This is a genomic window from Staphylococcus sp. GDY8P120P (genome assembly GCF_017892065.1).
Taxonomy (GTDB): domain Bacteria; phylum Bacillota; class Bacilli; order Staphylococcales; family Staphylococcaceae; genus Staphylococcus; species Staphylococcus nepalensis.
Window position 1 is genome coordinate 1 of sequence record NZ_JAESKI010000030.1, and the last position, 22,221, is coordinate 22,221.

Genomic DNA, 22,221 nt, shown 5'->3' on the forward strand with positions numbered 1-22,221 from the left:
CAAGAGTAGGACGTTGCCAGGTAATTATTTAATGGAGGATTAGCTCAGCTGGGAGAGCATCTGCCTTACAAGCAGGGGGTCGGCGGTTCGAACCCGTCATCCTCCACCATTTCAAATAAGCCGGCCTAGCTCAACTGGTAGAGCAACTGACTTGTAATCAGTAGGTTGGGGGTTCAAGTCCTCTGGCCGGCACCATCTTTAGAGCCATTAGCTCAGTTGGTAGAGCATCTGACTTTTAATCAGAGGGTCAGTGGTTCGAGACCACTATGGCTCACCATTCAAGAATAACGCGGGTGTGGCGGAATTGGCAGACGCACTAGACTTAGGATCTAGCGCCTTACGGCGTGGGGGTTCGACTCCCTTCACCCGCATATGCAGAAGTAGTTCAGCGGTAGAATACGACCTTGCCAAGGTCGGGGTCGCGGGTTCGAATCCCGTCTTCTGCTCCATTATATTGCCGGGGTGGCGGAACTGGCAGACGCACAGGACTTAAAATCCTGCGATGAGAGATCATCGTACCGGTTCGATTCCGGTCCTCGGCACCATGTTTTAATTAAGCGCCCGTAGCTCAACTGGATAGAGTGCTTGACTACGGATCAAGAGGTTATGGGTTCGACTCCTATCGGGCGCGTAATTTGGAATACTTCATCCTATGAAAACGGGAAGTAGCTCAGCTTGGTAGAGCACTTGGTTTGGGACCAAGGGGTCGTAGGTTCGAATCCTGTCTTCCCGATACTTACTAAATTTAACATGGGGGCTTAGCTCAGATGGGAGAGCGCCTGCTTTGCACGCAGGAGGTCAGCGGTTCGATCCCGCTAGTCTCCACCATATATTAATACAAACTAAATTACAACGGCGGTGTAGCTCAGCTGGCTAGAGCGTACGGTTCATACCCGTGAGGTCGTGGGTTCGATTCCCTCCACCGCCACTATTATTAGTTGTAAATTATACTTAGGACCTTTAGCTCAGTTGGTCAGAGCTAACGGCTCATAACCGTTCGGTCGCAGGTTCGAATCCTGCAAGGTCCATATAATTTTGGAGGAATACCCAAGTCCGGCTGAAGGGATCGGTCTTGAAAACCGACAGGGGCTTAACGGCCCGCGGGGGTTCGAATCCCTCTTCCTCCGCCATTTTTATAACAATTTAATAAGTTTAATTTACGCATATTTTTGGAGGAATACCCAAGTTCGGCTGAAGGGATCGGTCTTGAAAACCGACAGGAGCTTAACGGCTCGCGGGGGTTCGAATCCCTCTTCCTCCGCCATTAATATCATTACCGCGGGATGGAGCAGTTCGGTAGCTCGTCGGGCTCATAACCCGAAGGTCGGTGGTTCGAATCCGCCTCCCGCAATTTACATTTAAAATGGTCTCGTAGTGTAGCGGTTAACACGCCTGCCTGTCACGCAGGAGATCGCGGGTTCGATTCCCGTCGAGACCGCCATTAATATTTATTATGGTTCAGTAGCTCAGTTGGTAGAGCAATGGATTGAAGCTCCATGTGTCGGCAGTTCGATTCTGTCCTGAACCATTTTATACAAGCCGGCCTAGCTCAACTGGTAGAGCAACTGACTTGTAATCAGTAGGTTGGGGGTTCAAGTCCTCTGGCCGGCACCATCTTTATGGAGGGGTAGCGAAGTGGCTAAACGCGGCGGACTGTAAATCCGCTCCTTCGGGTTCGGCAGTTCGAATCTGCCCCCCTCCACCATGTAATTTAATAGGGGTATAGTTCAACGGTAGAATAAAGGTCTCCAAAACCTTCGATGTGGGTTCGATTCCTACTACCCCTGCCATGGCGGTTGTGGCGAAGTGGTTAACGCATCGGATTGTGGTTCCGACACGCGTGGGTTCGATTCCCATCAACCGCCCTTATTATTAATGGGCTATAGCCAAGCGGTAAGGCAACGGACTTTGACTCCGTCATTCGTTGGTTCGAATCCAGCTAGCCCAGTTTCTATTGGCGGCATAGCCAAGTGGTAAGGCAGAGGTCTGCAAAACCTTTATCACCGGTTCAAATCCGGTTGCCGCCTCCATGAATATGCGGGAGTAGTTCAACTCTTAGAACACATTCCTTCCCGGAATGAGATATAGGTGCAAGTCCTATCTTCCGCTCCATTTAATTTAATATTCTTGCGGGAGTAGTTCAACTCTTAGAATACATTCCTTCCCGGAATGAGATATAGGTGCAAGTCCTATCTTCCGCTCCATTTAATTTAATTTTTTGCGGGAGTAGTTCAACTCTTAGAATACATTCCTTCCCGGAATGAGATATAGGTGCAAGTCCTATCTTCCGCTCCATTTTCACTTCCGTGTTTGGAAGTTTTTTGTCTATAATATTGAGCCAGCGTGGCGGAATTGGCAGACGCGCGGGACTCAAAATCCCGTTCCTTTTTTGGAGTGTCGGTTCGATCCCGACCGCTGGTATACTGATATTTAAATAAATATTTTGAACCCTAGTTATACTAGGGTTCTTTTTTTACTTCAAATTGTTTAAATTTAACATGAACTGGTTTCTCTTAATAATTATGCTTTTGGTGAAGGTTAAAGTTTTTAACGTGGTTTTTATACTTCGTAATACTCATTTATTCCAACATTTTATTATACTTATAGCTAATTAAATATTTATATTGAAAGCTTATTAAACTATAATTTATTATTTTTTGTTATTTAACTACTCACCGTAAGTATATTATAAAAACGAGGTATTTCTTCGTATTATATATAGCTTCAAGATTGTGATGATGTAACATTTGCTATTGTTAGCTATATATTTTATAAAGTGGCATCCCGGTATTTCTTTTAGCTAATTTGATTCATGTTTAAATTATTTTAATTTCTGATGTGGGTGTTAGTGGATATTATTTGTAGTTTATATTGTAGTTTTGTCTGAAATATAATATTATTAGTCTAATGTTATATATGGAGGATACATAAATGGTACAATCAAAGACAATTAAGCCTACAGGAAAAGCTTTTATTGGTAATATTTTGCAAGCTGTTGGTGCTGGGGTAGTCATAGCGTTAATACCTAATGCACTTTTAGGTGAATTATTAAAGTTTTTTAAGGAAGAAAATCAACTATTAGAAATGATATATCAATTGGTTGTTTTAATACAATCATTTATGGCATTTATTATAGGTGTTTTAGCAGCGCATCAATTTAAATTTAATGGCGCTGGTGCGACTATGATTGGTGTTTCTGCAATGTTGGGCAGTGGAGCAGTGAAAATGACAACGGAGGGGTTCACACTCAACGGGATAGGAGATATTATAAATACTATTTTAGTTGTTATTATTGCCTGCTCATTGTATTTATTGTTACAAAATAAATTGGGTTCTCTTGAAATGATTTTACTTCCTGTTATTATACCAGTTATAAGTGGCGTTATAGGGTTATTTACGTTAGACTATGTTTCCAATGTCACTAAGGGGATTGGTCATATTGTCAGTGCTTTTACAGAATTTAATCCATTAATAATGTCAATTTTAATATGTGTTACATATGCTTTATTGATGGTTACACCAATATCTGTCGTTGCCATAGCAACAGCAATAAGCTTATCAGGTTTAGGTAGCGGAGCAGCAAATATGGGTATCGTAGCAGCATGTGTGACATTCTTATTTGGTTCAATTAGAGTGAATGGCGCAGGTGTGAACTTAGTATTAATTATTGGAGCAGCTAAAATGATGATTCCTGTATATTTCAAACATCTAATTATTGCAATACCATTAGCCATTAATGGTGTCATCGGAGGATTCATTGCTTATTTTATTGGAATTAAAGGTACGCCAATGTCTGCTGGTTTTGGTTATACTGGTTTAGTTGGACCAATCAATGCTTTTAACCGTATGGATGGAGATCCAACGATGAATATTATATTATTAGTGTTTGGTTATTTTATAATTCCATTTGTTGCTGCATTTTTTGTACATGAAATATGCAAAAAAATGATTCGTAAATATACAGATGAAATATATAAGTTTGAAATACCTAAACAATAAGTTAAGAGTGAAAATCATAAAGCGTGAAAGTTAATATATGAGTGTTTTGATTAGTATTTATAAATAGTAGTGTGAGTCATCGAATTGATATATTCGGTGACTCACATTTTTAATATGCAATATTTATGCATATATTAGAGGTTAATCATTTGGATTATAACTTTATATGGAAGGAATGAAATAATGTATTGAATATTTTTACGTAATTATGTATAATAATTAATGTTATGGAAAGGAGATCACTAGATGAAACAACTACTGAAAGTGCTTATTATATTTTCTTTACTTATAAGTACATTAATTATTTACATAAATCCTGAAATAAATGCTGAAGCAAACGACCAATGGGAAAAGATTAAAGAACGCGGTGAATTACGTGTCGGGTTATCAGCTGATTATGCACCGTATGAATTTGAGCATAATGTAAACGGCAAAACAAAATACGCTGGTATTGATATTGATATTGCCAAAAAAATTGCGAAAGATAATAACTTAAAATTGAAAATTGTAAATATGCAATTTGATAGTTTGTTAGGTGCTATTAAGACAGGAAAAATTGACATTATTATATCAGGTATGACACCTACACCAGAGCGGTTAAAAGAAGTTGATTTTTCTAATGCTTATATGACGGTAGATCAAAAAATGATTATTAAAAAATCAGAAGCTGATCGTTTTAAAACGATAAGTGATTTTGCTAATAAAAAAATTGGTGTCCAAAAACAAACACAACAAGAAAAAATAGCACAAAACGAAATTGAAAATGCACAAATTCAATCATTAACTAGAGTTCCTGAAGTTATCATGTCATTAAAAAGCGGTAAAGTAAATGGAATGGTTATTGAAGGACCTGTAGCAGAAGCTTATTTAAAACAAAATAAAGATTTAACATTTGCAGATGATGTTAAATTTGAAGAAGGGAGAAAAAATACAGCAATTGCGCTACCCAAAAATTCTCCAGTCTTAATGGATAAATTAAATAGTTCTATCAAAGATGTAAAAGATAAAAATTTATTAGACGATTATAAAGATTCAGCTGCTGAAGCTATGCAAAAAGATGAAGGTAACTTCTTTACGAAATATGGTAATTTTTTCTTGAAAGGTATTAAAAATACAATCCTAATTTCGATAGTAGGTGTAGTTCTAGGTGCTGTATTTGGAGCGTTTATCGCATTATTGAAATTAAGTAAAATTAAAATATTAAGATGGATTTCATCGGCGTACATTGAATTTTTAAGAGGTACACCATTATTAGTACAAGTCTTCCTAGTTTATTTTGGTACTACAGCAGTACTCGGGTTAGATATATCTGCTTTAATATGTGGTATGATAGCGCTCGTTATAAACTGTTCAGCTTATATTGCTGAAATAATAAGAGCAGGGATCAATGCAGTTGATAAAGGGCAAACTGAAGCAGCTAGAAGCTTAGGACTAACTTATGGTCAAACGATGAAATCAGTTATTTTACCACAAGCTGTGAAAAATATATTACCAGCTTTAGGTAATGAATTTGTGACTGTAATTAAAGAATCTTCAATTGTATCTGTAATAGGCGTTAGTGAAATTATGTTTAATGCACAAGTTGTGCAAGGTGCTTCATTTGATCCATTCACTCCACTTATTGTAGCTGCAGTATTATACTTTATACTTACATTTACTTTATCAAGAGTGATGAATTTCTTCGAAGGGAGATTGAAAGTTAGTGATTAATATTAAAAATTTATATAAAGCATTTGGGAAGAATGAAGTATTAAAAGGCATAGATTTGAAAGTGGAAAAGGGAGAAGTTGTTGCAATTATTGGCCCGTCTGGAAGTGGTAAAAGTACACTTTTGCGTTGTATGAATTTATTAGAAACACCTTCAAGTGGTGAAGTAATATTTAAAGATAATCATTTAACAAATGAAAAAACAAAATTAGAAACCTTAAGACAACAAATGGGAATGGTTTTTCAGAACTTTAATTTGTTTCCTCATAAAAAAGTAATTGATAACATTATGCTAGCACCTAGTTTATTGAAAAAAGGTAGTCAAAGTAAATTAAGAAAAGAAGCGAATATTTTATTAAAAAAAGTAGGCTTAGAAGATAAAGCTGATGCTTATCCGTCACAACTATCTGGAGGACAAAAGCAAAGAGTGGCAATTGCAAGGGCGCTTGCGATGAATCCAGAAGTTTTACTATTTGATGAACCTACGTCAGCACTTGACCCAGAAGTGGTCGGTGATGTATTAAAAGTAATGAAAGATTTAGCAAAAGAAGGCATGACTATGGCGGTAGTAACACATGAAATGAATTTTGCTAAAGATGTAAGTGATAAAGTCGTTTTCATGGCTGATGGTGTAATCGTAGAAGCTGGTAAGCCACAAGATATTTTTGAACAACCCAAGCACGATAGAACCAAAAATTTCTTAGCACGTGTCTTGTAAATATATTGTATTTAAGCAAGTTGATTATGAACGTAGTACACTACAATTCATTTAAATCAGCTTGTTTTTTTAATAAAAATTTGAAATTTGTTTCAGTGAATTCTCTTAATAACACTGAATGTGTTAAACTATAGAATGTATGTTTTTAAGGTGGGGTGTATTAAATGAATATAGATCAATTGAAACAAGATGTCATAGACTATGCCCATTCAATTGGAATTGATAGTATAGGCTTTACAACTGCTGATCCATTTGATGAATTAAAGCAAAAATTAGTGGATTATCATGCAAAGGGTTACGCATCAGGCTTTGAAGAATCAGATATTGGTTTACGAACTGAACCCAAATTATCGTTACCAACGGCAAGATCAATTATTGCTATTGCTGTTGGTTATCCTAATAAATTGAAAGGTGCACCTAGGAGTGTACGTGGAGATAGAAGAGGCATGTTTGCGAGGGCTTCATGGGGTCAAGATTATCATACAATCATGAGAAAACGTTTGGACCAATTGGCTGAATATTTAGAAGCTAGAGTACCTAATGTAGAAATAAAATCTATGGTTGATACAGGAGTATTGTCTGACCGCGCTGTTGCTGAACGCGCAGGATTAGGTTACGTAGGGAGAAACGGTTTTGTTATAAATCCAGATCTTGGTACATGGACATATTTAGGTGAAATGTTAGTAAGTGTTCCTTTCCCGCCAGATGACCCACTTATCGATAGTTGTGGTGATTGTACTATATGTGTGGACCGTTGTCCTACTGGAGCACTTGTTGGTGATGGACAGTTAAATAGTCAAAAGTGTATTAGTTTTTTAACTCAAACAAAAGGTTACTTAGCCGATGAATACCGATATAAAATTGGTAATCGTCTTTATGGGTGCGATACCTGCCAACAAGTTTGTCCAAGAAACCGTGGAATTAATACCCAACATGATGATATTGTTTTAGAACCTGAGGTTTTAAAACCAAGATTAGTGCCATTATTACAAATGAGTAATAAAGAATTTAAAAATACTTATGGCCATTTGGCTGGTGCTTGGAGAGGTAAAAAACCAATTCAAAGAAATGCAATATTGGCGTTAGCGCACTTTAAAGAAGAAACAGCTATACCTGAATTACAGGAAGTGGCTTTGAATGATCCTAGGCCGATGATTAGAGGAACAGCTTATTGGGCTATTGGACAAATTCAAGGAGAAGTTGCAAGACCTTTTATAGATGCACACTATGATAATGAATTAGAAGAAGTCCAACACGAGATGTTAAAAGGGCTAGATATGAGGAGAGAATAAAAGAATGACGAACCACATCGTATTATTTCAACCACAAATCCCTGGCAATACAGGAAGTATTGCCAGAACATGCGCTGGCACATATACACATTTACATCTAATAAAACCATTAGGATTTAGTACAGATGATAAAATGTTGAAGAGAGCAGGCCTAGATTATTGGAATTCTGTAAATATCAATTATTATGAAAATATAGAAGAATTTTTTGCAACAACAAATGGTAATTATTATCTATTGACGAAGTTTGGTAAAAAAACATATTCTGATTTTGACTTTACTGATGAAGCACAAGATCACTATTTTATCTTCGGTAGAGAAACAACGGGGTTACCAGATTGGGTGAAAGATAAATATCAAGACACAGCGCTAAGAATCCCGATGAACGATAATATTAGGTCATTAAATCTCTCTAATACAGCTTCTTTGCTTATATACGAAGCTTTGAGACAACAAAATTTTCCTAGCTTATATTAAATTACATATTAATCAATGAAAATCTAGCTAAACATTTGTATAATATTGGTAAGACTTATAGTCAAGCTTTGAAATTTTGGTTGGTTTTTTAAAAGTTATATAGTTTATGAGAATTGCTTCAGGGGTATTATTATAAATAATGCTAGAACGCGTGTTAAAAGAAAAAGAGGAGTGTAATTACTATGGCAATGAACTTTAAAGTTTTAGAAAATGAAAGAATCGTAGCAGAATATGCTGCTGATATTTTAAGAAAACAATTTAACAATAATCCAACAACTATTGCTGGTGTGCACCTTTCTAATGATAATGCACCAGTATTAGATGAACTAAAGAAAAATATAGATAATAATGCTGTAGATTTTAGTCAAATTAATATATTAGACTATGACAGTAATAAGTCATATTTTGAAGCATTAGGTGTACCAGAAGGCCAAATTTACGGTATTTCTTATGGCGAAGACACAGAATCATTTATAAGTGACAAGATTAAAACTAAAGAAAATAAAGGTAAATTGATTACGCAAATACTTTCTATTGATACAAATAGTCGACTTAATGTAAGTATTAATCATGGTCTGTTTTCTGCAAGAGAAGTTATATTGGTCATTACTGGTAGTGAGAAAAAAGATATTGTTCATAAATTATACGAAGAAAATGGTAAGACTTCATTTGAACCCGCTGATTTAAAAGCGCATCGCATGGTTAATGTTATTTTGGATGAAGCAGCTGCAGAAGGTCTGCCAGAAGATGTTCGTCACTATTTCACTGCACGTTTTGCATAAAATAAAAATGTGAGGTGTGTATAATGAGAAATGATAGTACTAAAAACCAATTAAATCATGATACTGAAGTAGAAAATGAAATGGTTGATGGTTTTGAAGATGTTGTAGAGTTAGGTAAAGAAATGGAACAAATTTCTGAAGAAAACGACGAAGATAAGCTAGATAAAGCACATGATGCAAGCGTGCGTTCAGATTTAGATGATTAATGATTAATCTGAAAATTGGATTATTGAAGCGAGCATACAAAATCAAAGTTTAGTTTTTGATTTTTATCTCGTTTCTTTTTTATTATATACTCGTTTGAGTTCTATTTAAGCATAATTAAAAGAAAACTGTTAAAAACAATGCCACGTGAAAAATGATTATGTTATTATTAAGTCATTATTTGATTTAAGGAGCAATTATACATATGTTAAGTAACTATTGGAAATATCTTATGATTAGTGCAATCATTGTAAATTTAATTTCTATTAAAGGTTTTCCGATGGCTATAGGAGCCATTTATCTACCTATATTATTTAAGATTATTCAATTACAGATAAATTTATCGCGTGGTCTTGTGGATAAAGTGAATGCCTCAACTTTTGTAAAAAGCAACCAGACAGGAATCATTATTAGTGTATTATGTTGTGTTGTTGTAACCGTGTTACTATTCAAACCTTTAGGTGACTTTTATAATAGTCTAACTGGCTTTTTAGGTTTTCTTATAACTATAAGTCCAGTCACAATGGTTATTGGAACAATTCTGTTGATCCTGACTGCTATAGGTATTATACAAGCAGCAAAAATTAAATTTAAAAATATAAATATTACAAAAGAATAATAATATAATACGTGAAATGCGACCAGAAATTATTTTTGAATTTCTGGTTTTTTATATCGATTAAAATGATAATTCATTCTTTTTTAATTTTTAAATCAATAACTACACGCTTATTTTACAGTAATGAAAACGCTATATTAAAGAGATTGCCCAGTTAAATTGATTAATGCTATACTAAAGTCAAATACACATTGAAGGGGAGAATTTTAAATGTCAGTTAGAATTGAACATGATACATTTGGTGAAATTGAAGTACCTGCAGATAAATACTGGGGCGCCCAAACAGAAAGAAGTAAACGAAACTTCCCAGTTGGCAAAGAACGTATGCCAATTGAAGTTGTTTATGGTTTTGCGCAATTAAAAAGAGGTGCAGCTTTAGCCAATCACGAATTAGGAAAGCTAAGTGACGCAAAAAAAGATGCCATTACATATGCATGTGACCGTATTTTAAATAAAGAATTAGATGAGCATTTTCCATTAGTTGTTTGGCAAACAGGAAGCGGCACTCAAAGTAATATGAATGTTAATGAAGTTGTTAGCTATGTAGCTAACGAATATCTAAAAGAACAAGGAAGCGATGAATCAATCCATCCTAATGATGATGTGAATAAATCACAAAGTTCAAATGATACATTCCCGACTGCTATGCATTTTGCTTTATATAATGAAATTGAGAAGAAACTTGAACCTGCTTTAAAAATATTACGTAATACATTCAAAGAAAAAGAAGAAAAATTTAATGACGTTATTAAAATAGGCCGTACGCATTTACAAGATGCTACACCGATACGTTTAGGACAAGAAATAAGCGGTTGGCGCTATATGTTAGATAAATGTGAAACATTGTTGAATGAATCCAAAGCACATATTTTAAATTTAGCTATTGGTGGCACTACGGTAGGTACAGGCATCAACGCTCATCCAGATTTTGGCGATAAAGTTGCTAAATTCATTTCAAAAAATACAGGATATCCATTTGTATCGTCTGAAAATAAATTTCACGCATTAACTGCTCATGATGAAGTAGTTCAATTACATGGTTCTCTTAAAGCGCTTGCAACTGACTTAATGAAAATTGCCAACGATGTTAGATGGTTAGCGTCAGGCCCACGTGCAGGACTTGCAGAAATTTCAATACCTGAAAATGAACCAGGCTCTTCTATCATGCCAGGTAAAGTAAACCCGACACAATGTGAAATGCTAACTATGGTAGCTGTACAAGTCATGGGCAATGACACTGCAGTAGGCATAGGTAGTTCGCAAGGGAACTTTGAGTTGAATGTGTATAAACCTGTCATCTTGCATAACACATTACAGTCTATTTATTTATTAGCTGATGGTATGCAAACATTTAATGATAATTGCGCAATAGGTATTGAACCAATTGAAGCCAATATCGATAACTATTTAAATCAATCATTAATGCTAGTAACAGCGTTAAACCCTCATATTGGATATGAAAAAGCTGCAAGTATTGCAAAAAAGGCACATCGTGAGGGCTTAACCTTAAAAGAATCTGCAATTCAATCAGGTTATCTAACAGAAGCACAATTTGATGAGTGGATTAAACCTGAAGATATGGTTGAACCTAAATAATATCGAGTAATAAAAGAGTGAATAAAAAATCAACTTTTAAAGGACGCTGTTTTTAGAAGGGGCTGGAAGACTAGGAAAATGAATCTAGTTAAGTGCATGACATGGGCTAAAGTTTATATACACATATTACTAAATTGATCAATTGAAAAATAATACTTTTATAGCTTGTTATTATTTTATTTTATGTCTAATCATTTATTGTGAATATTATGTACGAGGCTGAAACGTATTTACGTTTCAGCCTCGCTTTAAATACTATTTAAATGTCGTCATCTAAGCTGACGGAAATCATTTTTTGTGTTAATGGATGAATAAATTCAATTTTATAACTGTTTAACTGAAGTTGTCTTAAAGTTGAATCACCATATAGTGGGTCACCGATAACAGGGTGGCCCATTTCTGCTAAATGGACACGAATTTGATGTGTTCTTCCAGTGTCTAATTTTAAATCTACTTCACAGACATTTTCTTTTATCATCTTCGACGATAAAATATGCGTAATAGCTGTTTGACCTGTAGAAGAGACCCGACGTTTATTTGAATGAAATTTATCTTTGCCTATAGGCATGTCGATGGTTTGAGACTTAATAGGTAATAAACTATGTACGTGTGCTTTATAAATTCGATCAATTTGATTTTCTTCTAGCATACGGTCTAGTATCTTTTTCATCAATGGGTTTTTTGCAACAATTAACAAGCCAACTGTCTCTTGGTCTAAGCGATGTATTGGTTCAACATAATCGCTTTTTATTGTATATATGACATGATTCATTAATGTATTGCTTTCTTTTAAATCGTTAGGATGTGTTTTGACACCCTTAGGCTTCATAACAATTGCTAAATCATTATCCTCATAATAAATTTGTGCGAATCGATAACTTGGTAAATAATTGCTTTTTTCATCAGGCGTAGGGATATAAATATCGTCATCTGTTTTTACTTGTGACATGAGTTTGGCTTCTAAGCCATTAATTGTGATGTCTTTTGACATATTTAAATTGTGTAAGTCTTTTTTAGGTAATTGTAATTGCTGGAATATTTCTTTTAATGTTAATTGATTATATTTTTCTGGGATTTGAAATTTCATAATATCCTCCTCTATGATCAATTATTATCATACCATAAACATTACACTAAACATATGAGTCGTTGAGATTGATTTAATCATTTTTATTGTTAATTATCTAAAATGAAACACAATTGTTTACCTATTTTTAAATTTCTTAACAAGATTGTATAATGTATGTAAACAGGGTTGTTAAAGTTAAAGAATGGACTGGTTAAATGGAAAAACCGACTAGATTAGCATTATTGAAAGAAATTGCTGAGTTTTTAAATGAAGAAACAGAAACATATAGTATGTTACAAGGTGCTTTAAAATCATTAATTGATGGCAGTGAATTTACGACAGGATGGATTTTCTTCATTGATGAAGTAGGTCAACATGAGCTTGTATCATATATCAATTTGCCTGGTGCGTTAGAAAAAAATAATTGTCAGTATATGCGTGAAGGTACTTGTTGGTGCGTACAGGCTTATCAGAATAAAAAGTTAACAAAGGCTTCAAATATTATTAATTGCTCCCGTATTAATTTAGCAAATCGCGCTTATCATGAAGAAACAGATGGAGTTACACATCATGCTACAGTGCCATTGAGATCAGGTGAAGAACAATTTGGTTTACTCAATGTAGCAACACCACATACCAAAAGATATAGTGAAGAAAATTTGGAATTACTAGAGTCTGTTGCGTTACAAATTGGTTCTGCTATAAAAAGAATCCTTTTAACGAATCAAGAAAAAGAAGCTGCACGCATAAGCGAACGTAATAGGTTAGCTAGAGACTTACATGATTCAGTTAATCAGATGCTTTTTTCTGTGAAATTGACAGCCCATGCTGCTCTAGGAATGACGCAAGAAGAAGTGTCGCGTAAAGCTTTTCAAGTTATTGAAGATACGAGTCAACAAGCTGTCAACGAAATGCGAGCGTTAATTTGGCAATTAAAACCTGTTGGGTTAGAACAAGGTTTAGTTAATGCACTAAAACAATATAGTGAATTGTTACAATTAGAGCTATTGGTTAAAGTAGAGGGTTTAATTAAATTGCCTAATTTAATTGAAGAAAATGTTTACAGGATTGTCCAAGAAGCAATCAATAACACTAAAAAACATGGTGACACTACTCAAGTTAAATTAAACTTAATTCAAAAATTAGATTATCTGTACGTTACCATTGTTGATTTTGGGAAAGGTTTTGACGCTACTCATCCAAATTCATATCATTCTCATGGCATAAATAATATGAAGCAACGCTCAAAGCAGATAAATGGTAAATTAATGATTGAATCCCAACCCAGCAAAGGTACGCAAATTTATATAACAATACCATTATAAAGTTTCGAAAGGAAGGTCAAGATGCATCGAATCATTTTAGTAGACGATCACCATATAGTAAGACAAGGCTTAGAATTTCTACTATCTACAGTAGAAGATATAGAAGTTGTGAAAGGCTTCTCAGATGGTAAGTCTTTTTTAAGATATATTGAAGCGCATGATTTGCCTGATATTGTCTTGTTAGATTTAGTTATGCCAGTTATGAATGGTATTGAAATTACAGAAATAATGAAAGAAAAATATCCTGATGTGAAAATACTAGTATTAACGAGCTATGTAGATGACGAACACGTCATTTCTGCTATTGATAAGGGCGCTGATGGTTATGAAATGAAAGATGTTGAGCCAGAACAATTGATCAAAACAATTAAAAGCGTATTAGCAGGCGAAAAAATTATTCATCCCCAAGCACAAAGTGTCATTGAATCTATGAGCGATAAACCACATTACACCAATAAGCTATCAAAACGAGAGTCTGAAGTCCTTACTGAAATGGCAAAGGGAAAAACAAATAAAGAAATTGCTGAAACATTATTTGTGTCTGAAAAAACAGTTAAAACACATGTTAGTCATATTTTTGCTAAATTACAAGTGAGTGATCGGACGCAAGCTGCGATTTATGCAATGCAAAACAACCTTATATGAACTCATTGAGTAAGGAAGCCAGAACGCTATGCTTTTAAATGTTGTTATCCACTAGATAGAGGGGTTAGGCTTGAAAACGAATGATATAATCCTATTGTTATATCTTATTAAATCGCAATAGGACTATATTTAGGGCTAATACATAAGTTGGGCGTAAATTTCTAAAGTAATAGTCTAATCAAAACACAAGGCGCTCTAATCTTTTTAAACATTCCTATTTACTTTTGTTTTAAAATGTATAATTTTACTATATAATATAGCTAATAAACAATAAGGGGATGTTGTTATGAAAACCAAAAACTTGTCGTTAAAAATCGTGATAGCGCTTATTTTAGGCATAACCATTGGCTCAATTTTTAATATGTTTGCGCAATCAGGATTTGTTGTCAATGTTGATAAGTATGTCTTTAATGTCATTGGTCAAATATTTTTAAATTTAATATTCATGCTAGTCGTACCTGTTGTATTTGTTTCGATCGTATTAGGTGTAGTCGGTGTAGGGGACCCAAAATTACTTGGTGGTATAGGGTTAAAGACAATTACTTTCTTTTTAACTACGACAGCTATCGCTATTATTATTGGTATTGTTTTAGCTTCAGTTTTACAACCCGGTGAAGGGAAATCAGATCTATTAAATAGTGATGATGTATCAAGTTATCAAAAAACATTAGATAAAGAAGATAATGCTCAAAGCTCTGCAGCTAATCAAACATTTGATCAAACATTGATTAACCTTTTTCCTAAAAATCCATTACAAGCCATGAGTGAAGAAAATATGTTGCAAATTATAACATTTGCAATATTTATAGGGATTGGTTTAATTATGGTCGGTTCCAAAGCTCAAGCGGTACACCGGCTATTTGAACAAACTAATGAAGTTTTAATGTATATTGTGACTATGATTATGAGTGTATTTGCGCCAATCGGTACATTTGGGCTTGTTGCACATGCATTTACGGGAGCTGGGTTTGGTGCGATTCAACAACTTGGCATGTATTTCTTTATTGTGCTCCTGGCACTATTTATACATTTCTTCGTTGTATATGGATCAGCAGTTAAGTTTATCGCCAAAACTAGTCCACTGAGATTCTTTAAAGGGTTTTTACCAGCTATTACATTAGGTTTTAGTGCATCTAGCTCTACCGCCACTTTACCAGTATCACTAAAATGTACTAAAAACATGGGTGTTCGACCAGAAGTAGCTTCTTTTGTTCAACCGTTAGGAGCAACAATCAATATGGACGGTACGGCCATTATGCAAGGTGTAGCAACCATATTCATTGCACAAATTTCAGGTGTAGATTTGTCGTTGATGCAAATTATAACAGTTGTTGTTATTGCAGTGGTTGCGTCCATTGGTACTGCAGGTGTGCCAGGCGTTGGATTGATTATGTTAGCTATGGTATTAAATGCAGTGGGCTTAAATCCAGCAGCAATTGGTATTATCTTAGGTATTGATAGATTATTAGATATGACAAGAACTTCAGTCAATATTACGGGTGATGCAGCTTGCGCCCTTATCATTTCAAAATCAGAAGATAAGAAATTAGCTGCAAAACGTGACAATTAATATAGGACCTTTAATAGGGATAGAAAGAGCAATTACGTTTTATGTTATTTAAATTTAATATGTCAACAACCAATGATTCAATTTGTATTTTTACTATAATTATTTTGTTTGTGAATATCACATCATGTATATATAATTTTAAAGAGATTAATCGTAATGTCTGAAATACCCCTCTTATCGATCCCAATTAGTCGATGAGAGGGGTATTTATGGTTATTATAGTTATTCGATAGTAGTGTCGTTATAATTAATAGTAAGATGTCATTTGGCATGCGAACTAATTGGCTACCATCTATACATACGAATAATTGAAAATATAGAAAATCATAAATGATAATATGGAAATTTAAAAATTTTCATAAGAATTCTTTTACAAGAAAGATGTCATAAACAGATTTTTAGTTAATGAGAAGTAAGTACGTTATACAATTCTGCAAACTTTTTACCATCTTTTCTTGGGACTTGATCAAATATCCACGGCTCGCCATATGACTCCACAATCGTTAGCCTAAACGGTGTTAAAGATAAACCAAATTTAACATTTTGGATTTCTTCAAAGGAAAACAAGCTTTTGATTTCATGATTTTCTAGAATACCGTTAGCTTTAAAAGTGATCTTATCATTATATAATGTCAAAATTCCTGGAATTATTTGAGCTTGAATAAATTTCATTGACGCATATGTAGAAATCAGTTTTGTTGAAGATGGATTGTTCAAAATGATGCCTCCTCAAATCCTTTTTAAACAATATATCATTATACATAACAAGAGACAATTCTATTTAGATTTGTATGTTTTAGACGTTATAAAAAGAGCAGAGAACGAAATCAAAGTAATTAAGATGATTTTGTTCTCTACTGTTCAAATAGTATGTTTTTATATCATTATCATTTTGAGTAACTTTATATAGGTGTGTTAGTTTTGCAGTTAAATTTATATGTTTAGCATTATCCATGTGTTTGATATCTAATAAAACTAAATCAGTATACGCTAATAAATACGTCAAGATGTTTATTAAAAGCCACTGTATCATTTGCTGTACCAGCTGATGTATCGATACATGTATGAATATCTTGTTCTTTTAATAACTAGAATAGGGTGGTTAAGAATTTTTATTTGCAATAATGGTTCGCCACCACTAACTGTAACGCCGCCTCCATATGCATCAAAGTATGGTTTGAATGGCGTTATTTCATTAACCATTTCATCTACGGTGACTTCTCTAGTGAAATTTTTTTATGTCCAAGTATCTGGATTATGACTGTATAAACATCTAAGTAAACACCCTTGCGTGAATAAAATATATCGCAGTCCCAGGCCATCAACCGTGCCTAGACTTTCAATTGAACGTAAATGTGCTTTAACCATACGAATGCCACCCTTTGGTGGCATTCGTATGGTTTCTCAGTTTGGACACCGACAATAGTCTCTAAACCTTTATTTAGATAGCCGGCATCATGAACGATAATTGTTGATGGTACTTTTGTATCTATACCCCACATTCCACCGCGTTCACGCACTTCTCTTGATAATTGCATGACTTGATCCCAGAGTTTCATTGTTGCTTCAGTAGGACCTTCTAAAAATTGGTCACCACCTGTATATAATGTCTAATTTAGTTAGATATATTCTGTAACATTCACTTGGCACTTGCAGCGACCTTGTTTATAATTATATCATGCAGTTGATTTTGTGTAGTTTTTTTTAACATGCGACTATCTCCATATTATATGTTAAATACTTCACAATAATTATATCATTTAGTTTGTTGAAAAAATTACAATATTTTTGAATAATTTTAATCTGAAATTGAAAGCTTTAGGAATCTGTATTGAAAAATAACGCACATATGGTGTAATTTAACCCTGTTATATAACAGAGGCAAAGCAAATAATAAAAAGAGATACTGAATTTTTGGGATCCATCAATTCAGCATCTCTTTCTTGATTATGAAAGGCATTGATTTATATTGAAGCTAACAGCGTTAAATGATTAAGTGAAAACAACCGTCTTATGATTTGCTGTTACGATGACCTTGTGTAATACATGATATTCTACAGCTTGTGCTAATACGCTAGATTCAACATGACGGCCAATTTTTCTTAAATCTTGTACGTTATAGCGATGATTAATACGTATTACATCTTGGTCAATAATAGGGCCTTCATCTAAATCAGAAGTGACATAATGACTTGTTGCGCCTACAAGTTTAACACCGCGATGCCATGCTTGTTTATAAGGATTTGCGCCTATAAATGAAGGCAAGAAAGAATGGTGTATATTAATAATCTGATTTGGATAATGATTGACAAAATGATCGGATAGAATCTGCATATATTTTGCTAATACAATAAGTTCTACATGATTTTCAGAACAAATTTTTAATATCTTATTTTCTACAACCTCTTTGTCTTCAGTGTTTGGTACGTAATAAAAAGGTATATTTAATGTCTCTGCAAATTGTCTGTTATTTTCGTGATTACTAACCACACAAACAATTTCTGCTGGTAGCTCATTCCTATTGACCCTCAATAGTATTTCATTAAAGGCATGATCTTCCTTTGAAACGAAAAGGCCAATTTTTGTTTTATGTTGGTTATCAAATAAATTATAATTTATTTGATGTTTAGTTAAAGTGTTTTCTAAATCATCTTTTAATGATTCTATTTTTTCAAATTCTAATCTCAAATATAATTGACCTTCAGCATTCTGTGAATCATCATATTCTGTAAAGTGATCTAAATGCAAAATATTAGATTGGTGTTGAGCAATTACATCTGTAATTAATGCAGTAATGCCCACTTTATCTGAACAGGTTGCGAGTAGTATATATTTATCTGTCATCTTTAAGCACCTCGATTTTTTAAGTAACCCAGATTATAATGAAAATTCTGAATAATGTAAATGAATTTTGTTAAAGAAAATTTTCAAGACAAAGTATATGCTAAAAAGAGAAAAATAAGATATAATTGTAAATAGTGTTTTTATATCAAAAGGGTAATAAGTAAAAAAAATAATCACATTTCCTACTTATTATGCGCTTACAACTAAAGTGATATAAGTGTTTAAATTTATTATAGGATATAAGATTGATTATTTTGATAATTGCGCAAATAACAAAAAACAATGAAAATATCATTTCACTCTTTTATTTTTTTGAGAATTGTATTAAGATGTAATTTGTGTTTCAAGAAGCGTGTATTATTGCAATTTCTTGTGTCCGGATAAAATATTCTTTTATGAAAGGTAGATTAAAGTAATGGATAGACAAAGTTTTACAGATTTAATTCAAACAAAATTTAAAATGGTGCGTATTGAAGCGGGTTACACGCAAGATACAATGGCACAGACAATCGGTCTTTCAAAAAAGACATTAGTACAAATTGAAAAAGAGAGAGTATTGCCAAACTGGACAACATGCGTGTCAATTTGTGCATTGTTTAGAGATTCAGATGTACTAAATAGTACTTTTGGATGCGATCCATTAGAAATGGTTCAAACAATTTCCCGTAATCATTGTGCATACCCTAACCATTCTACAACGAGTGATATTTACTGGAGTACAGTTGATACTCGTAACGGATATATTTTACAAAGTAATAAAGTAAGTGATATCTACCGCGTGCTAAACCAAGAAACTCAACCTATATTTGGAACTTCTAAATTAAGAGAAGCGGAGACATATTTCGGTAGAGTATCTAAAGAAGAATTAATGCACGTATAAGTGAATCTATTTTGTGATAGGAGAATCATTATTTATATAATTATGTAACATGGTTTAATTGTATATGAATGGTTTAGTCACTAAAATTGATAAAAACTGGTACATCAATTGATTTTAGAATTATTTATTATATTTACAGTAGGGAACTAGAGATATTACCCACTTATTTTAAGTTTTTATAAACGATGTCTTCGTTTATAAAGGCTGATATAGTGCTTATACAAGCGTTTTAACGTTTATATCCTTTTTATAGTCATTCATAATGAGATGAAATAAAAAATTTTCAAAGTGGTGCTTTGTCCCACTCGGGAAATCAACAACTGTTCACTAAATTGCTTCGTACCAAGTTTAAAAAATATACAGCAACGCCAGAGCGATAAATTGGGATCAATAAAATTTTTGATTTCTAAATCGCTCTTTTTTATTTTTAAATTTAATATAAACAAAATGGAACTATAACTTAGTGTTTTAATGAAATAAATGGTTATGGACAATAAAATTTCATTTGAGAAATTAACGCATATGCTACACATATGTACTATTTATGTTATACAATATAAAAATGACTGATATATAATTACCTTCAGTTTTTAAACTAATTGTATATGAAGGAGAATGAACTATGCACGCTTTTTTAATAATTATATTTATGATGATTATTGGCGCATTGATAGGTGGAGTTACCAATATGATTGCGGTAAGGATGCTATTCCATCCATTTAAAACGTATTATATATTTAATAAACGTGTACCTTTTACGCCTGGGTTAATACCCAAGAGAAGGGGAGAAATAGCTGATAAAATAGGTCAAGTTATTGAAGAACATTTATTAACTGAAACATTAATTAAGTCAAAATTAAACGCACCGAAATCAAGAGAAGCTATCGAAGAATTATTTTTAAAACAAATACACAAATTAAAATATGATGGCGTAACAATCCAATCATTAGCTAAGCATTTTGATATTGATGCAGCTCAATTAACGAATAGCCAGATGGACACAGTTATATCTAATCAATTAAATCAATACTATAATGACCATAAGGAAACACCAATTAAACAAATAATTCCCGATGATATCGAATTAAACATGGACCAAAAAATAGAACTTGTACCCGATTTACTATTTGAACGTGCACGCATTTACTTAAAATCTGAAAAAGGTGCTTCAGATATATCATCAATGCTAGATACTTTTTTTAATGAAAAGGGAAAAATTGTTGGATTATTACAAATGTTTATGACGAAAGAAAGCATCGCAGATCGTATACAACACGAGTTGATTAGGCTCACAAATCATCCTAAAGCAAAAGCAATTGCAAAGCAGATTATTGACAATGAATATGAAACTTTTAAAACAAAAAAGTTAACTGAAATAGTAAATGAAGAACAATTTAATTCATTTAAGTCAACAGTCGTTGACTTAGTGATTAGTTATGCAAACATAAATAATAAAGTGAACCAACCCCTTCATCATTTAATGCCTGATTTTATTGTATTTTTAGAGAAAAAAGTTTCACAAACGCTTACAGACCTTATTATTGAAAAAGGTTCTAAATATATTTCTCCAATTATGAAAAAAATTAATCTTAGACAAATGGTAGAAGAACAAATCAATTCATTTGATCTAGCTTACATCGAAAGGTTAATTATTGATATCGCTAACAAAGAATTAAAATTAATTATGCTATTAGGATTTTTATTAGGTGGTATTATCGGTTTACTTCAAGGGGTAATTGCAATTTTTGTATAACATATTAAATTATGTTATTGTAATATCGATGTGGTTATAACACATATACAAATAAAGGAGTGAAGCACAGTGGCAGTAAATTTATACGATCATGCAAACCAATTAGAGCAAGCATTAAGAGAAAGTGATGAATACCAAGCTATCCAAAATGCTTACGCAAAAGTTAAAGAAAATCAAGAATCAAAGGATTTATTTGATGAGTTCCGTGAAACACAATTAAATTTCCAACAAAAACAAATGCAAGGTGAAGAAATCGGTGAAGAAGAGCTGCAAAAAGCACAAGAACAGGCTCAAAAAATCGAAAACGATTCTAATATTTCAGAATTAATGGCCGCTGAGCAAAATATGAGCCAAGTATTCCAAGAAATCAACCAAATTATTGTTAAACCTTTAGATGAAATCTACGCTGATTAATATTTTTTAATCAGAAAATTAATTTGGGCGTGGGACAGAAATCCTCATATTTTATAGATTTTGTTGTTCTGCTTCTGGCATTAACGATAGATAAGCATTGAAACAAGCTTGATTAAGTGTGATTTCAATTCAACTAACTTTTGCCAATAATATATTCAAGGCTGAGGCATATATTTGTGCCTCAGCCTCTTTCGTTTTATCGACTGTGCAATAGACTCTGTGGTAAAATATAAAGATACAAGATATTGGCATGCATAGATTTTTAATCATGAGTTTGTTATCTCAAAATTAATACATAGTCTTACATGCATTTTATAATAAAACCTTTA

18 protein-coding genes, 26 tRNA genes and 2 pseudogenes are annotated in these 22,221 nt (G+C 33.3%); 41 read left to right on the top strand and 5 right to left on the bottom strand.

The genetic code is table 11. The features are described from left to right. The first annotated feature begins 33 nt into the window (after positions 1-33). From KA900_RS13710 to fumC, 35 genes are all read left to right on the top strand, one after another. Positions 34-109, top strand: a tRNA-Val gene (locus tag KA900_RS13710). A 10-nt stretch (positions 110-119) separates the two neighbouring features. Continuing rightward, positions 120-195 (top strand) — tRNA-Thr (locus KA900_RS13715). 6 nt (positions 196-201) lie between these two features. Beyond that, positions 202-277, top strand: a tRNA-Lys gene (locus KA900_RS13720). A 12-nt stretch (positions 278-289) separates the two neighbouring features. Next, a tRNA-Leu gene (locus tag KA900_RS13725) sits at positions 290-371 on the top strand. A gap of 3 nt (positions 372-374) precedes the next feature. Beyond that, positions 375-449: transfer RNA gene (locus KA900_RS13730), tRNA-Gly, on the top strand. Between the two features lie 7 nt (positions 450-456). After that, a tRNA-Leu gene (locus tag KA900_RS13735) sits at positions 457-545 on the top strand. A 12-nt stretch (positions 546-557) separates the two neighbouring features. Further along, a tRNA-Arg gene (locus KA900_RS13740) sits at positions 558-631 on the top strand. A 28-nt stretch (positions 632-659) separates the two neighbouring features. Then, positions 660-733 (top strand) — tRNA-Pro (locus KA900_RS13745). 19 nt (positions 734-752) lie between these two features. After that, positions 753-828: transfer RNA gene (locus tag KA900_RS13750), tRNA-Ala, on the top strand. A gap of 26 nt (positions 829-854) precedes the next feature. Continuing rightward, positions 855-928, top strand: a tRNA-Met gene (locus tag KA900_RS13755). A 26-nt stretch (positions 929-954) separates the two neighbouring features. Then, positions 955-1,028: transfer RNA gene (locus tag KA900_RS13760), tRNA-Ile, on the top strand. 9 nt (positions 1,029-1,037) lie between these two features. Next, positions 1,038-1,130 (top strand) — tRNA-Ser (locus KA900_RS13765). Between the two features lie 41 nt (positions 1,131-1,171). Continuing rightward, positions 1,172-1,264 (top strand) — tRNA-Ser (locus KA900_RS13770). A gap of 13 nt (positions 1,265-1,277) precedes the next feature. Next, a tRNA-Met gene (locus tag KA900_RS13775) sits at positions 1,278-1,351 on the top strand. A gap of 14 nt (positions 1,352-1,365) precedes the next feature. Next, positions 1,366-1,441: transfer RNA gene (locus KA900_RS13780), tRNA-Asp, on the top strand. A 14-nt stretch (positions 1,442-1,455) separates the two neighbouring features. Further along, positions 1,456-1,528 (top strand) — tRNA-Phe (locus KA900_RS13785). A 10-nt stretch (positions 1,529-1,538) separates the two neighbouring features. After that, positions 1,539-1,614: transfer RNA gene (locus tag KA900_RS13790), tRNA-Thr, on the top strand. 7 nt (positions 1,615-1,621) lie between these two features. After that, positions 1,622-1,705: transfer RNA gene (locus tag KA900_RS13795), tRNA-Tyr, on the top strand. Positions 1,706-1,716: 11 nt separating this feature from the next. Further along, positions 1,717-1,790, top strand: a tRNA-Trp gene (locus KA900_RS13800). Positions 1,791-1,792: 2 nt separating this feature from the next. Beyond that, a tRNA-His gene (locus KA900_RS13805) sits at positions 1,793-1,865 on the top strand. Positions 1,866-1,876: 11 nt separating this feature from the next. Continuing rightward, a tRNA-Gln gene (locus KA900_RS13810) sits at positions 1,877-1,948 on the top strand. Between the two features lie 8 nt (positions 1,949-1,956). Continuing rightward, a tRNA-Cys gene (locus tag KA900_RS13815) sits at positions 1,957-2,030 on the top strand. A gap of 7 nt (positions 2,031-2,037) precedes the next feature. Continuing rightward, a tRNA-Gly gene (locus tag KA900_RS13820) sits at positions 2,038-2,112 on the top strand. A gap of 17 nt (positions 2,113-2,129) precedes the next feature. Then, a tRNA-Gly gene (locus tag KA900_RS13825) sits at positions 2,130-2,204 on the top strand. Between the two features lie 16 nt (positions 2,205-2,220). Next, positions 2,221-2,295: transfer RNA gene (locus KA900_RS13830), tRNA-Gly, on the top strand. A gap of 42 nt (positions 2,296-2,337) precedes the next feature. Further along, a tRNA-Leu gene (locus KA900_RS13835) sits at positions 2,338-2,421 on the top strand. A 510-nt stretch (positions 2,422-2,931) separates the two neighbouring features. After that, positions 2,932-3,999, top strand: a complete 1,068-nt coding sequence (locus KA900_RS13840; RefSeq protein WP_103373214.1) for a PTS sugar transporter subunit IIC — start codon at positions 2,932-2,934, stop codon at positions 3,997-3,999. 246 nt (positions 4,000-4,245) lie between these two features. After that, a complete protein-coding gene (locus KA900_RS13845; protein WP_115342083.1) occupies positions 4,246-5,709 on the top strand; it encodes an ABC transporter substrate-binding protein/permease in 1,464 nt (487 codons plus the stop codon). Further along, complete coding sequence (locus tag KA900_RS13850; protein ID WP_096808984.1) at positions 5,702-6,424, top strand: amino acid ABC transporter ATP-binding protein; 723 nt, start codon at positions 5,702-5,704, stop codon at positions 6,422-6,424. Before KA900_RS13845 ends, KA900_RS13850 begins: the two co-directional genes overlap by 8 nt. A 164-nt stretch (positions 6,425-6,588) precedes the next feature. Then, the gene (queG, locus tag KA900_RS13855) at positions 6,589-7,716 is read left to right on the top strand and encodes a tRNA epoxyqueuosine(34) reductase QueG (RefSeq protein ID WP_096808986.1); all 1,128 of its coding nucleotides are present in this window, start codon (positions 6,589-6,591) and stop codon (positions 7,714-7,716) included. 4 nt (positions 7,717-7,720) lie between these two features. Continuing rightward, complete coding sequence (gene trmL / locus KA900_RS13860) at positions 7,721-8,191, top strand: tRNA (uridine(34)/cytosine(34)/5-carboxymethylaminomethyluridine(34)-2'-O)-methyltransferase TrmL (protein ID WP_103373212.1); 471 nt, start codon at positions 7,721-7,723, stop codon at positions 8,189-8,191. Between the two features lie 182 nt (positions 8,192-8,373). Beyond that, positions 8,374-8,973 carry a sugar phosphate isomerase family gene (locus KA900_RS13865; RefSeq protein WP_103373211.1) on the top strand — a complete coding sequence of 200 codons (600 nt, stop codon included), beginning with the start codon at positions 8,374-8,376 and terminating at the stop codon, positions 8,971-8,973. A gap of 23 nt (positions 8,974-8,996) precedes the next feature. Continuing rightward, positions 8,997-9,179 (top strand): SAS053 family DNA gyrase inhibitor, encoded by a 183-nt coding sequence (locus tag KA900_RS13870; RefSeq protein ID WP_096808992.1) that lies wholly within the window; start codon positions 8,997-8,999, stop codon positions 9,177-9,179. A gap of 203 nt (positions 9,180-9,382) precedes the next feature. Further along, positions 9,383-9,796 carry a hypothetical protein gene (locus KA900_RS13875; protein ID WP_096808994.1) on the top strand — a complete coding sequence of 138 codons (414 nt, stop codon included), beginning with the start codon at positions 9,383-9,385 and terminating at the stop codon, positions 9,794-9,796. Positions 9,797-10,006: 210 nt separating this feature from the next. Then, positions 10,007-11,392, top strand: a complete 1,386-nt coding sequence (gene fumC / locus KA900_RS13880; protein WP_210139767.1) for a class II fumarate hydratase — start codon at positions 10,007-10,009, stop codon at positions 11,390-11,392. 259 nt (positions 11,393-11,651) lie between these two features. Here fumC and KA900_RS13885 read toward each other — a convergent pair whose 3' ends face one another. After that, on the bottom strand, positions 11,652-12,479 hold the full coding sequence (locus KA900_RS13885; RefSeq protein WP_115342085.1) for an RluA family pseudouridine synthase: 828 nt from the start codon (positions 12,477-12,479) through the stop codon (positions 11,652-11,654). Between the two features lie 197 nt (positions 12,480-12,676). Here KA900_RS13885 and KA900_RS13890 point away from each other — a divergent pair, with 197 nt between their 5' ends. The 3 genes from KA900_RS13890 to KA900_RS13900 all read left to right on the top strand — a co-directional run bounded on the left by KA900_RS13890 (position 12,677) and on the right by KA900_RS13900 (position 16,001). Then, a complete protein-coding gene (locus KA900_RS13890; RefSeq protein ID WP_103373121.1) occupies positions 12,677-13,786 on the top strand; it encodes a GAF domain-containing sensor histidine kinase in 1,110 nt (369 codons plus the stop codon). A gap of 21 nt (positions 13,787-13,807) precedes the next feature. Beyond that, positions 13,808-14,431: a response regulator gene (locus tag KA900_RS13895; protein ID WP_103373120.1), complete on the top strand. Its 624-nt coding sequence runs from the start codon at positions 13,808-13,810 to the stop codon at positions 14,429-14,431. A 286-nt stretch (positions 14,432-14,717) separates the two neighbouring features. Further along, positions 14,718-16,001: a dicarboxylate/amino acid:cation symporter gene (locus tag KA900_RS13900; protein ID WP_103373119.1), complete on the top strand. Its 1,284-nt coding sequence runs from the start codon at positions 14,718-14,720 to the stop codon at positions 15,999-16,001. Positions 16,002-16,403: 402 nt separating this feature from the next. Here KA900_RS13900 and KA900_RS13905 read toward each other — a convergent pair whose 3' ends face one another. The 4 genes and pseudogenes from KA900_RS13905 to purU form a co-directional block, all read right to left on the bottom strand. Continuing rightward, a complete protein-coding gene (locus KA900_RS13905) occupies positions 16,404-16,718 on the bottom strand; it encodes a hypothetical protein (RefSeq protein WP_232165146.1) in 315 nt (104 codons plus the stop codon). A 202-nt stretch (positions 16,719-16,920) separates the two neighbouring features. Next, positions 16,921-17,369, bottom strand: a pseudogene (locus KA900_RS13910) (4Fe-4S cluster-binding domain-containing protein); the annotation flags it as partial. Continuing rightward, positions 17,358-17,611 (bottom strand): annotated as a pseudogene (locus KA900_RS13915) (pyruvate formate lyase family protein); the annotation flags it as partial. The pseudogenes KA900_RS13910 and KA900_RS13915, both read right to left, overlap by 12 nt. 382 nt (positions 17,612-17,993) lie before the next feature. After that, positions 17,994-18,845 (bottom strand): formyltetrahydrofolate deformylase, encoded by an 852-nt coding sequence (gene purU, locus KA900_RS13920; RefSeq protein ID WP_096809007.1) that lies wholly within the window; start codon positions 18,843-18,845, stop codon positions 17,994-17,996. A gap of 415 nt (positions 18,846-19,260) precedes the next feature. On the opposite strand from purU, the gene xdrA reads away from it, so the two are divergent. From xdrA to KA900_RS13935, 3 genes are all read left to right on the top strand, one after another. Further along, positions 19,261-19,725, top strand: coding sequence for an XRE family transcriptional regulator XdrA (gene xdrA / locus KA900_RS13925; RefSeq protein ID WP_096809009.1), 465 nt, complete (start codon positions 19,261-19,263; stop codon positions 19,723-19,725). A gap of 622 nt (positions 19,726-20,347) precedes the next feature. Continuing rightward, entirely contained in the window at positions 20,348-21,478 is a 1,131-nt protein-coding gene (locus KA900_RS13930; protein ID WP_096809011.1) for a DUF445 domain-containing protein, read from the top strand. Positions 21,479-21,547: 69 nt separating this feature from the next. Further along, complete coding sequence (locus KA900_RS13935) at positions 21,548-21,892, top strand: YlbF/YmcA family competence regulator (RefSeq protein ID WP_017723169.1); 345 nt, start codon at positions 21,548-21,550, stop codon at positions 21,890-21,892. The last annotated feature ends 329 nt before the right edge of the window (positions 21,893-22,221 follow it).

Coding starts and splice junctions, on each gene's coding strand:
- KA900_RS13840 (WP_103373214.1), top strand. CDS start 2,932: ATGGTACAATCAAAGACAATTAAGCCTACAGGAAAAGCTTTTATTGGT.
- KA900_RS13845 (WP_115342083.1), top strand. CDS start 4,246: ATGAAACAACTACTGAAAGTGCTTATTATATTTTCTTTACTTATAAGT.
- queG (WP_096808986.1), top strand. CDS start 6,589: ATGAATATAGATCAATTGAAACAAGATGTCATAGACTATGCCCATTCA.
- trmL (WP_103373212.1), top strand. CDS start 7,721: ATGACGAACCACATCGTATTATTTCAACCACAAATCCCTGGCAATACA.
- KA900_RS13865 (WP_103373211.1), top strand. CDS start 8,374: ATGGCAATGAACTTTAAAGTTTTAGAAAATGAAAGAATCGTAGCAGAA.
- KA900_RS13870 (WP_096808992.1), top strand. CDS start 8,997: ATGAGAAATGATAGTACTAAAAACCAATTAAATCATGATACTGAAGTA.
- KA900_RS13875 (WP_096808994.1), top strand. CDS start 9,383: ATGTTAAGTAACTATTGGAAATATCTTATGATTAGTGCAATCATTGTA.
- fumC (WP_210139767.1), top strand. CDS start 10,007: ATGTCAGTTAGAATTGAACATGATACATTTGGTGAAATTGAAGTACCT.
- KA900_RS13885 (WP_115342085.1), bottom strand. CDS start 12,479: ATGAAATTTCAAATCCCAGAAAAATATAATCAATTAACATTAAAAGAA.
- KA900_RS13890 (WP_103373121.1), top strand. CDS start 12,677: ATGGAAAAACCGACTAGATTAGCATTATTGAAAGAAATTGCTGAGTTT.
- KA900_RS13895 (WP_103373120.1), top strand. CDS start 13,808: ATGCATCGAATCATTTTAGTAGACGATCACCATATAGTAAGACAAGGC.
- KA900_RS13900 (WP_103373119.1), top strand. CDS start 14,718: ATGAAAACCAAAAACTTGTCGTTAAAAATCGTGATAGCGCTTATTTTA.
- purU (WP_096809007.1), bottom strand. CDS start 18,845: ATGACAGATAAATATATACTACTCGCAACCTGTTCAGATAAAGTGGGC.
- xdrA (WP_096809009.1), top strand. CDS start 19,261: ATGGATAGACAAAGTTTTACAGATTTAATTCAAACAAAATTTAAAATG.
- KA900_RS13930 (WP_096809011.1), top strand. CDS start 20,348: ATGCACGCTTTTTTAATAATTATATTTATGATGATTATTGGCGCATTG.